Consider the following 12,074-nt stretch of genomic DNA (forward strand, 5'->3'; position numbering starts at 1 on the left):
CAGTCGTTGGGCAATTCGCGATTCCCGTTCGGCATGAGTGTCTGTTACCCGGGGTAACAGCCCGGTGGCGAACCCTTTCCGTCGATTCTGATTCTGCTCATGAGGAGTCTGTTTATGGACACGCAGCCAGCCGGCGTCGACCCGTCAGTCGATCCGTCCGTTGACGCCTTTGCCCGTTCACCGTCGTCGCCCTTTGCTGATGGCTACGACCTGGAATCCGAGCGCGCCGCGCTCGCCCATCTGATCGCTTCGGATGACCCCGACCCGGCCGATCCGCTCTTCGGGCGCTACCAGCTCTTTCTCGAACGCGAAGAGTCGCTCGATCACCAGCAGCAGGTGCATGCGCTGCGTCAAGGTGGCGATCCCCTTGTGAGGCCACACGAGGCCAGCGAGATCAACCGGATCGGTCAGCTCACGAGCGAGGGCGGCGACCGGATGCGGCTGCATACGCGCGATGCGATGCGCCTGTTCCTGGGGCGCGCCGTCGCTCCGGGTGAGTCCGGTCATGCCATGGCAGGCGGGCGGCGCGTGGCGGCGGCGCTGCGCGCGCTCTGGTCTCTCTCGGGCAACGACAATCCCTATGCCGACTGGAAGCTCGTCGAGATTGCCGAACGGATCACCGGCATCCGGCGCGCCAACGAGCTGGAGCAGCAGCACGCACGGCAACTGCTGGATGCCGCGCGCGAGAAGGGGCTCGATTTCGCGGTGTTGCAGTCGCGCGAGCCCGCCGAGGTGTCGCTGGGGTTTGGCTCCCCCTATGGCTACATGATCGTGATGCTGCTGGTCGAGATCGACTGGCTCGTGCGGCTCGTGCGGTCGGCCGTGCTGCGGGACCTGATGGCCTCCAGTGAAGGCGTGCGGCGGATCGGCTCCGCGAAACACCGGTGCCTGTCGGTGTTCCATTTCGCAGTGCACTGCCAGCGCGTGCTCACGCGCCCCGAGCTGCTGCCGCTTTCGCGCGTCGATTTCCTGCCTAATGCGGATGCTGCCGCAACCCGGCGGGTCGAAGCCGCGCGGGCACTGCTCGGTGCGATGCCCCGGGATATCTTCACTGGCGGGCGCGAACCCCGCCACAGCCGCCGGCGTGTCAGCCGGCTGTCGGAAGCGGAGCTGCGCCTGCTCGACAGCGTGCCGCTGTCCGGTGACGGTGACGGTGCCGACGCGAAAGCTGCGGCAGATACCCTGGTGCAATGACAGGAGGACTGCGGCAATGACAGACCGGCCTTCCCATCTGGATCGACGTTCAAAGGCCTTTAAGGGTAAGGGGGAGCCTCTGGTCGAGCTGCCCGCATTGCCCACGCTAGACGTCTCGCGCGTGGCCGGGCGATCCGGCTTCCGTGTGCTGCTGCGCTCGTACGAACACTGGCTCGACGAGACGGTGACCGCGATGGATGCGCTCGCGCAGGAGAGCGCGACCGCGGGGCTCGATGTGTCGCTGCGCTGCGTGCGCGTAGCGCTCGCGAGCGGCGCGACGCGTCATCGTCTCGACTGGTTCATGCGAGGCGAGCCGCACGCGGTGCCGTACTCGCAGGTGCAGTCCTGTTTCAGCCGGATACCGGCACCGTTGCAAGCTTACCTGCAGCAGTGCCATTCGCGCGCGAAAGAACTCAATGCGCTCGAATCAGTGTTCCGTTATGCGGCCAGCCAGCTCGCAATGTATCTGGAGCACGGCACCGTCAAGGTTCGCAGGATGGACGACACCTGACCCGTACGGCGACATTCGCCGATGGAATAGCGGCAGGACGTTCAGGCTGACGCAGAGCAGCCGTTGACAATAGCAGGCAGTGGACAGCGCGTTCGATTCACTAGGGCCACCCTTGATGAACGGAGTCCGCAATGGGCATCTACGCAGAACTGGTCGGCAACGTACTCGCATCGCCGACGATGAAACAGGTTAACACCGCTGGCGGTGCGCGACGCATCGTCGAATTGCGCGTCATGTCTGCGAGCTATCGGCGCCTCGACGATGGCACGCTGGAACAGCGCGATGGGCGCACCTTTCCCGTCGACGTGACAATCTGGAACGAACGTCTCACCGAGCGTGTACTGCAGCATATTCGCACTGGTGCCAGTGTCGTCGTGCGTGGCGACTTCTATGTGAGCCCGTGGGTCAACCGCGAGAATGAGGCCGATGCCGGTGCCCACATCGACGCGGAATCCATCTCGCTGAACCTCGTACGCATCGATCAGGTGGTGTACCGGGCGCGTCAACCCCGGGAGACTGGCGAGCAGTCCCAGGATGGTGATGCATCGGGCAACCAGGACGACGATTCCGCCGAAAACGCCCACCCCCCGGAATCCGATCCTTCACAGGGCGATGCAACACGCGAAGAGGCGAACGCATCGGGCCAGTCTGCTGGCCGGCGGTCGCGTCGCGCATCCAGTGCCTCGACGCGGTAGTCCACGTGGCAATTCGTTGTCATTGCGCACACGGCAGCTAAACGCTGCGTGCGCGGCTACCCGCAGGAGGATGACGTGGAGCACACGAACGTGGCGTGGCCGGTCTGGCCGGACGCGCAGGAACTCAGGATGTTGCGGGCGCTGGTGCGCGAGGGCGTCGCCCGTATGGCCGCGATCCAGTACGGGGTGTATGCGGTTCACTTTCGTGGCTGGCGCGTACGGGTCTGGCATGACGGCGCATTCCGGAATACGACGCACGTCGACATTCGTTCCGATGCAGGCGAGGTGTGGGCACGTTTCACCTGGAAGATTGCATGTCCTGCCGACGACGAGGTGGCGCGATGAACGGCGCGTGCTGGATCGATGCCTGTCACTTCGGCGACTGCCGCATGCTGATGGCACGCATGGCGGCGGACGGAATCCGCGTGCAGACGGTGGTGACAAGTCCCCCATACTACGGACTGCGGTCATATTTGCCTGAGGATGCGCCCGCGCGGCATTACGAGCTCGGGCTCGAACGCACGCCGCGCGAATATGTGACCCGGATGGTAGATGTCTTCCGGCATGTCCGCGCGTTGCTCGCCGACGATGGTACGGTCTGGCTGTCAATTGGCGACAGCTATGCGGCTAACCGTTCCTGGCAGGTCTCCAGCACGCCCGGCGGTCGCAAGCATGGTCCGGCTCAGGGTATCGCGGGTCGCGCCAGTGCGGTTCCGCCTGGCCTGAAGGCCAAAGATCTGATCGGCATTCCGTGGATGCTTGCCTTTGCGCTGCGAGACGACGGGTGGTATCTGCGCTCGGCGATCGTCTGGGCGAAGCCCAACGGCATGCCGGGCAGCCAGTCGGATCGACCGACCTCTTCGTACGAGTACGTGTTCCTGCTATCCCGCCGTGCGCGGTATTACAGCGACTTCGATGCGATCCGCACGCCACCGCGAGAATCGACGCTCCTACGCCTTGCCCAGGACGTGCAGGCGCAGGCTGGCAGCCATCGGGCAAACGGTGGCACGCGCGCATCGCGCCCGATGCGTGCCGTCGGCGGGAGCCGTAGCGGGCAGCACTGGACCACCCGTGACGACCGCAGGGAAGTGGTTGCCGACAAACAGCGCGGGCATTCGCGCCGGCACGCCGGGTTCAACGAACGATGGGCCGCAGACCCGCAGGCGGCGATGCAACCCGTGATGATGCGCGACGTCTGGTTTGTCGCGTCGGCCGGATACCGTGGCGCGCATTTCGCGGTGATGCCGCCTGAGATCGCGCGACGTTGTGTGTTGGCCGGTAGCCGGCCCGGCGATGTAGTGCTCGACCCGTTCATGGGTAGTGGCACGACGGCGGAGGTGGCAGTGGACCTCGGGCGCCATTTCGTCGGGTGCGAACTGAATCCTGCCTATGACCCGTTGCAGCGCGAGCGTCTTTCACGGCCGGGTCCTGCCGATGACCAACCATGAGCGCCTGGTACAACGAGCGCGATCCGTACGCGGCGCAGTGGCTGCGCAATCTGATCGCCGAGCGTCTGATCGCGCCTGGCGACGTCGATGAAAGGGATATCCGAGATGTCACGCCGCAGGAACTTGCCCGCTATGATCAGTGCCACTTCTTCGCCGGCATCGGGACGTGGTCGTACGCACTTCGTCTCGCCGGCTGGCCGGACGGTCGTCCGGTCTGGACCGGCAGTTGTCCGTGCCAGCCATTCAGCGCGGCCGGACGCGGACTCGGATTCGCGGACGAGCGGCATCTCTGGCCCGTGTGGTTTCGTCTCATCGCGCAGTGCCGCCCTGGCGTCGTGTTTGGCGAGCAGGTTGCAAGCCGCGACGGCCTTCAGTGGCTCGACCTTGTTCACGCTGACCTGGAAGGAGAGGGTTACGCCGTCGGGGCGGTCGATCTCTGCGCTGCGGGCGTCGGTGCGCCGCACATCCGGCAACGGCTGTGGTTCGTGGCCCACGCCGCTCGCACAGCACGCGAACGGCACGCCGGAGGCGTTCCTCGCGCGCAAGCGGCGCGCAGTCGCCCGCGGCACGCGCATAGGGGTCTCGCTGACCGACCTGCAGATGGTCGCGCAGCTCGCCGCGGTCCGGCCCGGGTACTGGCCGACACCCACCTGTCCGAACGGCGGACGCATGCCGAAGGGCGGGCAGATGTCACCCACCGGGAAAACGCCGGACGGACGCAAGCGCCAGGTCGATCTCGCGTGGATCGCGAAGCTGGCCTCGTGGCCCACTCCGCAGACGAGCGATGCAAGCGGCGGCGGGCAGCCCAAACGGGCGATGGGAGGCACGGGCGCGACGCGCCACGGCTCGAACCTGAACGACTTCGCCATGCTTGCGGCGTGGCCGACACCGACCGCCGCGCTTGCCGCGAAGAACGTCCGGACACTCGCGGGCGCGCTGGCCGAAGTGGCGCGACGGGGCGCCCCTCACGACCTGTGCGCGGCGGCGATGCTCGCAGTGGGCGGACAGCCCAACGCCATGGGCCTGATGCCGGCAGGGTGGGCCACACCGACGAGTCTTGCGCCTGCGCGCGACGGCCACAGCGCGGCCGGCAATTCCGCAGGACTGGTGGCGATCCGCGAACAGGCGCTTGCCATGCTCCCGGTCCGGCTAACGGCTTCTGGCGCGATGCTGACTGGATCGGATGCCGGGACGGCCGGTTCCGGCCAGTTGAACCCGGCACATTCCCGCTGGCTCATGGCGCTACCGCGCGAATGGGACGACTGCGCGCCTACGGGAACGGGATCGTCGCCACGGCGGCCGCCACCTTCATCGAAGCCGCGGACGACGCGCTGATGCAGAGCGATATGGACGAGACATATAAATCATAAGGATTCCATATCGGGTAGTGACGTAGCGGAATGAACCAGCCGGTCCGGTTAATTATAAGAACGATAACGACCATTCAGAGCGGCGCGCGCGACCAGGGGAGCAGGCCTTGTCCATCCGGAGGTCTGCATGAAGCTGTTCATCTGCGAAAAACCGTCCCAGGCGAAGGACCTGGCGCCGCACGTCGGCGCGCGCGGGCGCATCATCGGGGCGTTCACCGGGAACGGCGTGACGGTCACCTGGTGCATCGGACACCTCGTCGAGCTGGCGAAGCCGGAGCAGTATGTGCCTGCACTGGCGAGATGGAATCTCAATCTGCTGCCGGTCATTCCGCGGCAGTGGGCCGTGCAGGTCAAGCCGTCGGTCAGGGCACAGTTCGACATTGTCGTGCGGCTGATCCAGGAGGCGCAGGAAATCGTCATTGCCACCGACGCGGATCGCGAGGGCGAGGTGATTGCGCGGGAGATGATGCAGATTGCCGGCTACCAGGGACCAGTTTCCCGATTGTGGCTCTCGGCGATGGATGCCGCCTCTGTACGCAAGGCGCTCGCCCGGTTGATACCCGGCGCAAAGACGGTGTCGCTGTATTACTCGGGGCAGGGTCGCGCGCGAGCAGACTGGCTTGCCGGGCATGAATCTCACGATGGCGCTCACGACGGCGTTCGGTGCGGGCGGGCGCGAGGGTACGTGGCACGTCGGTCGTGTCCAGACGCCGGTACTCGCGCTGGTCGTGCGTCGCGAGCGCGCGATCCGGGCATTCGTCCCAGAGACCTTTTACGATCTTCGTACGGTTTTCAGTCTCGCGGGCATGCAGGTGCCAATGCAATGGGTCGTCCCACAGACGCTGGCGGACGACGCAGGGCACGCGACGGACGAAACGAAGGTGAAGGCAGTCGCTTCGCGTGTGCGGGAACGTACGGGGCGGGTCGAACGCGTCGAGACCACGCCGGAGCGCGAGCTTGCACCGCTGCCATTCAGCCTCGGCAGCCTCCAGCGCGAAGCGTCAGCCCGCTACGGTCTGAAGGCTGCCGCCGTGCTCGATGCCTGCCAGGCACTCTACGAAACGCACAAGGCGGCGACCTATCCGCGTACTGACTGCGAATATCTTCCCGTATCGATGTTCACCGGCGCCCAGGCGACGCTGTCGGCTATCACGTCAATCGACGCAACGCTGCGGCCGCTCGCGGACCACGCGACGCTCGACAGCCCCGGCCGCGCGTTCAATGACGCGAAGGTCACGGCACATCATGCGATCATTCCGACGGCTAACAGCACGGTCAGGCTCGCGGCGCTCAGCCGGACCGAGCGCATCGTCTACGACCTGATATGCCGCCGGTATCTCGCGCAGTACCTGGGCGACTACGAATATCTGAAAACCGTGATCGAGGTGACCTGCGAAGGTGAGCTTTTCCGGGTGACGGGTGCGACGCCGACGATCCAGGGATGGCGGCAGGCACTCGATGCCGGAAAGGGCAAGCCAGCTCCCGATGATGAAGCGCAGGACACGCAGAAAACGGAAACGTCTGCGTTGCCCGTCGTCACGGAGGGCCAGTCCGCCCCAAATGTCTCGTGCGAAGTGGAGCGACGACAGACGAAGCCGCTGAAGCGCTACACGGAGGGTACGCTGCTCGCTGCGATGGAGTCGATCGACCGCGAAATCGTCGATGAGCGGCTGAAGAAGATCATGCGCACGAAAGAGAAGGCGGGTATTGGCACCGACGCGACGCGTGCCGGCATCATCGAAAACCTGTTTCACCGGACCTACATCGGCAACCATCCGAAGCAGAAAAAGCAGATCGTGCCGCTTGAACGCGGCGATGCGTTGATCGCGCTGCTCGAGCGCGTGGCACCGGAACTGGCCGACCCGGTCCTGACTGCCGAGTGGGAGGACCGTCTGATGCAGATTGAGTCAGGGCAGCTTGAGCTCGTGCAGTTCGAAGCGGACCTTGGGACCTGGGTCAGGCAACTCGTTGGGCGCATTCGCGACCAGCGCGGCACCGTCGTCGATGGCTTTCCGGTCGGAACATCGACCCCAGGTGTGGCCTGTCCTGCCTGCGGCGCACCCATGCGCCGGATCAAGGGAGTGCGAGGCTACTTCTGGGGTTGCACGGCGTTTCGGGACGGATGCCGGGCCACGTTTGCAGACGTTGACGGCAGGCCACGGGCAGGCGTAGGCGACGCCTTGTCTGATCGACACGGCCGTTCCGGGAAGTGGCGTCGCGACGGCGCAGGTACCGTGTGAATGTGCGTCAGGGGAAGCGGGGTGGTAGGGGAGACGGGCGGTCGCCAGCAATGAACCGCATCAATTCGTCCTCGGCTTCGATAATCGCATGCGCTGGGGCCTCGAGCATCTGCTCGTCGTGTAGTGCCAGTATGCGCTGGAAAAGTGGATATGCATCCTCGTCGAGGGACCAGGTGTCAGTTTCAGCGCCCCGACGGTTGGCCAATTCCATGAACTGCTCGGCATCGTGGAATTGGTCCAAGGCTGGATCGCCGTATCCATCGCGTTCCAGAAAGTAGGCGATGTACATGAGGCTGGCGAGTTGAACCAGATGTTCGGCCGTACCGCAGCCAGCACGAACGGTTGCAAGACATGCGTGGAATTTGAGTGAGCGTCTGTCCACCGATGCACTGGGCAACGGCAGGAGCATCGCTCGGGGATGGTGCACCTTGCGGCTTTTTCTTGAAGATGATGAGCGGGACATCGGAAACGGACAGATTGAAGACCGGAGTTTTGTTGCGGATTTTACGATAGTGGCCGGTGGAATACCGACAGTCAGACGTCCTGTCCCGGATCCGGGGGCTTGTGCGCGCGGCAGTCCATGCTGTACGGTACGCCATGCTGTTTTCATGGCTGGCCAGTCGATCGGACGTGAATATCCAGCATTGTCCAACTTTGACAGAGGAAGAACTGAATGAACAAGCAGGAACTGATTGATACGGTAGCGGCGGCCACGGGGTCGACCAAAGCGGTGACGGGCGAGGCGATCGATGCCGTGATCGAGGCGATTACGAAGGCTGTTGCAAAGGGCGATAACCTTCAACTGGTTGGCTTCGGGTCATTCAGCCAGGGTGCGCGTGCAGCACGTACCGGGCGTAACCCGTCGACGGGCGAAGTCATCAATATTGCTGCTGCGAGGACGGTGAAGTTCACAGCGGGCAAGGCGTTCAAGGATGCTGTCAACGGCCCGGTTCGATAAGCTGACAGCTAGCGGTTCGTGGCACGCAGCAGCGGCGTGCCCGCGAGACGCGCCACGGACTCGATAGATTGCTGCTGGATACGGGGGAGCGCCAGATCCGGGCCGAACCAGTCGTTGGACATACTGATAATGACATCTGGTTGTATGAAAAGCGTCCGCCAGTGCGGCCACCAGAGCAGGTCCTCGTAGCACAGCGAGAAAGCGGCATGCCGACCGGCTACGACGATGTCGGGCTGCTGAATGTTGCCCCGTATGGCACTGACTTCAGCCCAGGGGCGCCAGAGGGCGGCGGGTACGGGTTGCCGGCTGTCAAACCGGCCGTACCCCGCGCCCGTCACGACTGCACTGTCGGTGTAGTGGAACGGCGCTGAAGAGACGACCAGATCGGCTCCGATAACCAGCGTCCGCCCGGTCGCTCGCATGCGTTCGATATCGTCGTGCCACCACAGGCTCATCGCAGGTCGCCAAAGCCCCACAATTTCCTCGGGGAGAATCACGACCTGGGCGCCGTCATCAATTGCCCGTTTTACTGCTATCTGGATTCGAATAGTTCGTTCGTACAGCGACAGGTAGTTCGACTGGTCGAAGCGCCCGAACGCGGTATTGACGGCTATCCACCCTGCCGGTGGTTGACGCTGGGTATTCGATCCACGTGCGTACAGCGACAATACAATCATCAGCAGGCTGACAGGCCAGGTCTTCGCCGCAGAACGAATGGTTGCGGCGACACCGAGGGCGATCAGACCGAGTACCATGCCGGCCCATTGCCAGCCTGGATACAGCGCGCTGGCTATATGCGCCGGCGAGAGCCAGCCGACGATGCCGAGCGGAGGCCCAGAAACCAGTAGCGTGGCGAGTATTGACCGGCACGCGCGGTCGTACGCGGTAGCCCGCAACGGTGGTTTCAGGATAACCCAGGGCAGCGCCAGCGCGAATGCCTGCAGAAGCCAGAAACCGACCCCGAGCGCCAGCGCAACGTCATGACCGAGTTCACCGTATCCGGTAAAGAACCGCTGGGTCACGACGGGAATGTCGCGTGCACCGGCGAGATAGTAGAACGCAAATAGCGCGAGCGCGTCCTGTCTGCTCCCGCTGATCGCCCACGCTGCAGGTAACGCCAGAAGGCCGATCAGGTGGTTGCCCGGATACCAGGCGATGCATGCCACGGCTGTGCCGGTTACAGCCGCGGGAACCGGCAGGTGCCGGCAGAACCTCCACATGCGCGGTGCGTAGCTCGAGGACAGTCGGCGGATGGCCTGGTTCATGTTGACCTGTCGGGTACGTATTCACGATCGACGCAACAGGTTCATTGTCGTTGGCCTGACCAGAAATGCCAGTCTTTACCGTTCTGAATCCACGGGCGCCACGGATGTTTTTTGCGGAAAGCCTGGTGAGCCGGAGCCCTATAATGCTGCGTCTGGACCACCTTTGGCACTGACGTCACAGGGTGGGTCATGGACATGTGGAGACCGGTCGGATATCCAGTGACGGGGGAACAGTGACGGTGCTTTCGGATGGGCAGGGCGGTATGCGGGACGACGCTGTCGAGCTGCTTGCGCGCACGGTGGCGTTTCTCAATCGGATTGGCATTCCAGCCCATTTTGAGCACGGTGCAAACGGTTTTTCACCCGGCGTGAGGATCGATCAGGGCAAGCTGGCAGTGGATCCAGCGTGCCGCATTTCGACGTTGTTGCACGATGCGGGCCATCTGCGATCACGCCGGTGTGCTTCCGGTCGTGGATGGACGGAAACCTCTTTGCGGGACAACGCGCAATGCTCAGGGCAGTGGACGAGATGAACCTGCATCCCGATGCACCTCTCTACAGGACGGTCATTCAGTGCTCGGATCCGGAGGCCACGGCCTGGGCCTGGTCCGCGGGCATTGCGCTAGGGGTGGCCCACGAAGCAATTATCCAGGATGACGAATACGACGGTGAAGGAGCAGGCATTCGCCTCGCGCTTCAGTTGCATGCGTATATCGGAATTCACGGTCTGGCACACGCAGGATTCTGCGCAGTCCGCGCGGGGCGAGAGCGTCCTGCCTGGCCGGAGCTTGCGTACTGGACGCAGGAAGATGATCCGCAGGAACAGGGCGTTGCGTAGGTTGCGAGGACGGCAATGGAAGATCTGGATCAGGTGATCGCGCTTTGCACGAGCCTGCGGGGGATATTCATGCGTATCCTTCAGGCGAGTGATCTCGATGACGTTTCGGGCTCCTGTCTGTACGCCTCGATTCTGCTGCAGCAGTCGCTGGACAAGTTTGGCGGCTGCGAAACCGTCATCCGGGGCGGCGACGGAGATCTGGACGGCGGGGCCGCTGATCCTTCAGGCAACTGGTTCGGACACTACTGGGTCGAGGGTCTTTCCGGTAGCGGCACCATGTTTGTCGCAGACATCACTGCGGACCAGTTTGAGGTCGGTCGTCAATCGTGGAGAGCAATGGCCTAGGCTGCGAGTTGCATCTTATAAAATCGTTGGGTGAAGGCGGCAGGAGACAGATAACCAAGACGGGCCTGCTTTCGCTGCCGGTTGTAAAAGATCTCAATGTATTCGGTCACGGCCTGTCGAGCCTCAGCGCGTGTCGCGAACCGGCAGTGATGCACGAGTTCGTTTTTGAGCGACCCCCAGAAACTTTCCATTGGTGCGTTGTCGTAGCAATCGCCCTTGCGGCTCATCGACATCGTCATGCTGAACTGTTTTGTCAGATCCCGATAATCGTGGGAGCAGTATTGAGCGCCGCGATCGGAATGAACAATCAGTCCCGCCTGTGGCCGTTTGAGCGACACCGCGCTGAAAAGCGCTTGCATCACCAAGCTGCGAGTCATCCGTTCGCTCATGGCGTAGCCGACCAATTCGCCGTTGAAGAGGTCCTTAATGCCAGCAAGATACAACCACCCCTCATCGGTCCATAAGTAAGTGATATCACTTACCCAAGCCTGGTTCGGAGCGCTCATGTCAAATTTGCGTTCTAGCAAATTCGGTGCGACTGGCAGATCGTGCTTGGAATCGGTTGTATTTCTAAACTTGCGCTTCTGCTTGCAGCGAAGTCCCAGTTTAGAGCGAATGCGCCTGATGCGATGAAGACCAACGCGCACGCCGTGATCTCGCAAATCGGCTTGCAGCCGCTCGCGTCCATAAGTGTGCCGAGTTCGTTCATGGGCTGCAGCAATTTGGACTTCAAGCCTTGCGTTCTCCTGTGCACGTGGCGACTCAGCACGTCGACGCCAAGCGTAATAGCTGCTGGCTCCCACCTCGAACACTCGACATAGCACTGCGATCGGATAGTCATGTCGCATCGCTTCGATCCGGTCGTATTTCACCGCGACTCCTTCGCGAAATAGACCGTCGCTTTTTTTAGAACATCTCGCTCCATCGTGACTGTTGCAAGCTCTCGCTTCACCCGCGCCAACTCCGCTTCGAGCTCGCTTTGCGGCTTTTGCGCTTCACCGACTTTGGCCAACGTACCTTTGCGCTCAGCAACAACCCAGGCACCCAGTGTCTTGACCGACAAAGATAAACGGCTGGCCGCTTCGCGCTGCGTGAGCCCTTCAACAACCACGAGCCTCACCGCCTGCTCGCGAAATTCCTTCGTGTAGGTGCCCTTCAGTACTCGATTCATTTGATCTCCGTTTCGCTCATTCTACGAGACATTGATCTC

Annotated in this window: 14 protein-coding genes and 2 pseudogenes; 12 read left to right on the forward strand and 4 right to left on the reverse strand. The window is 63.0% G+C overall.

The window, feature by feature from the left end; translation table 11 throughout:
- The first annotated feature begins 114 nt into the window (after positions 1-114).
- From P9292_RS33460 to P9292_RS33490, 7 genes and pseudogenes are all read left to right on the forward strand, one after another.
- A complete protein-coding gene (locus tag P9292_RS33460; protein WP_309963392.1) occupies positions 115-1,194 on the forward strand; it encodes a PFL_4669 family integrating conjugative element protein in 1,080 nt (359 codons plus the stop codon).
- A 97-nt stretch (positions 1,195-1,291) separates the two neighbouring features.
- Entirely contained in the window at positions 1,292-1,705 is a 414-nt protein-coding gene (locus P9292_RS33465; protein WP_309963394.1) for a hypothetical protein, read from the forward strand.
- 131 nt (positions 1,706-1,836) lie between these two features.
- Positions 1,837-2,400, forward strand: a complete 564-nt coding sequence (locus P9292_RS33470) for a single-stranded DNA-binding protein (RefSeq protein WP_309963396.1) — start codon at positions 1,837-1,839, stop codon at positions 2,398-2,400.
- A gap of 75 nt (positions 2,401-2,475) precedes the next feature.
- Positions 2,476-2,745 (forward strand): hypothetical protein, encoded by a 270-nt coding sequence (locus P9292_RS33475; protein WP_309963398.1) that lies wholly within the window; start codon positions 2,476-2,478, stop codon positions 2,743-2,745.
- Entirely contained in the window at positions 2,742-3,848 is a 1,107-nt protein-coding gene (locus P9292_RS33480) for a site-specific DNA-methyltransferase (protein WP_309963399.1), read from the forward strand. The genes P9292_RS33475 and P9292_RS33480 overlap by 4 nt, the downstream gene beginning before the upstream one ends.
- Positions 3,845-4,288, forward strand: a pseudogene (locus P9292_RS33485) (DNA cytosine methyltransferase); the annotation flags it as partial. The gene P9292_RS33480 and the pseudogene P9292_RS33485, both read left to right, overlap by 4 nt.
- Positions 4,289-4,301: 13 nt before the next feature.
- Positions 4,302-5,183 (forward strand): hypothetical protein, encoded by an 882-nt coding sequence (locus tag P9292_RS33490; RefSeq protein WP_309964318.1) that lies wholly within the window; start codon positions 4,302-4,304, stop codon positions 5,181-5,183.
- An 83-nt stretch (positions 5,184-5,266) separates the two neighbouring features.
- Here P9292_RS33490 and P9292_RS33495 read toward each other — a convergent pair whose 3' ends face one another.
- On the reverse strand, positions 5,267-5,464 hold the full coding sequence (locus tag P9292_RS33495; protein WP_309963402.1) for a hypothetical protein: 198 nt from the start codon (positions 5,462-5,464) through the stop codon (positions 5,267-5,269).
- Between P9292_RS33495 and P9292_RS43335 the strand changes: the two are divergent.
- Positions 5,388-5,639 (forward strand): annotated as a pseudogene (locus P9292_RS43335) (DNA topoisomerase III); the annotation flags it as partial. The gene P9292_RS33495 and the pseudogene P9292_RS43335 overlap by 77 nt on opposite strands.
- A gap of 208 nt (positions 5,640-5,847) precedes the next feature.
- Positions 5,848-7,458 (forward strand): DNA topoisomerase, encoded by a 1,611-nt coding sequence (locus tag P9292_RS33500; protein WP_309963405.1) that lies wholly within the window; start codon positions 5,848-5,850, stop codon positions 7,456-7,458.
- Between the two features lie 7 nt (positions 7,459-7,465).
- Here P9292_RS33500 and P9292_RS33505 read toward each other — a convergent pair whose 3' ends face one another.
- Positions 7,466-7,747 carry a hypothetical protein gene (locus P9292_RS33505; protein ID WP_309963407.1) on the reverse strand — a complete coding sequence of 94 codons (282 nt, stop codon included), beginning with the start codon at positions 7,745-7,747 and terminating at the stop codon, positions 7,466-7,468.
- A 384-nt stretch (positions 7,748-8,131) separates the two neighbouring features.
- On the opposite strand from P9292_RS33505, the gene P9292_RS33510 reads away from it, so the two are divergent.
- The gene (locus P9292_RS33510; RefSeq protein WP_309963409.1) at positions 8,132-8,416 is read left to right on the forward strand and encodes an HU family DNA-binding protein; all 285 of its coding nucleotides are present in this window, start codon (positions 8,132-8,134) and stop codon (positions 8,414-8,416) included.
- 8 nt (positions 8,417-8,424) lie between these two features.
- On the opposite strand, the gene P9292_RS33515 is transcribed toward P9292_RS33510, so the two are convergent.
- Positions 8,425-9,681, reverse strand: coding sequence for a conjugal transfer protein TraB (locus P9292_RS33515; RefSeq protein ID WP_309963411.1), 1,257 nt, complete (start codon positions 9,679-9,681; stop codon positions 8,425-8,427).
- 406 nt (positions 9,682-10,087) lie between these two features.
- Here P9292_RS33515 and P9292_RS33520 point away from each other — a divergent pair, with 406 nt between their 5' ends.
- A complete protein-coding gene (locus P9292_RS33520; protein ID WP_309963413.1) occupies positions 10,088-10,519 on the forward strand; it encodes a hypothetical protein in 432 nt (143 codons plus the stop codon).
- Positions 10,520-10,534: 15 nt separating this feature from the next.
- Positions 10,535-10,864 carry a hypothetical protein gene (locus tag P9292_RS33525; protein WP_309963415.1) on the forward strand — a complete coding sequence of 110 codons (330 nt, stop codon included), beginning with the start codon at positions 10,535-10,537 and terminating at the stop codon, positions 10,862-10,864.
- Here the strand turns inward: P9292_RS33525 and P9292_RS33530 are convergent.
- Positions 10,861-12,035, reverse strand: a protein-coding gene (locus P9292_RS33530) for an IS3 family transposase (protein WP_309961939.1) whose coding sequence is annotated in 2 segments (ribosomal slippage) — positions 10,861-11,762 and positions 11,762-12,035 — 1,176 coding nt in all. Because the reading frame shifts where the segments join, the coding sequence is not laid out codon by codon here. The genes P9292_RS33525 and P9292_RS33530 overlap by 4 nt on opposite strands.
- Between the last annotated feature and the right edge of the window lie 39 nt (positions 12,036-12,074).

This window comes from Caballeronia sp. LZ001, from assembly GCF_031450875.1.
Classification (GTDB): Bacteria; Pseudomonadota; Gammaproteobacteria; order Burkholderiales; family Burkholderiaceae; genus Caballeronia.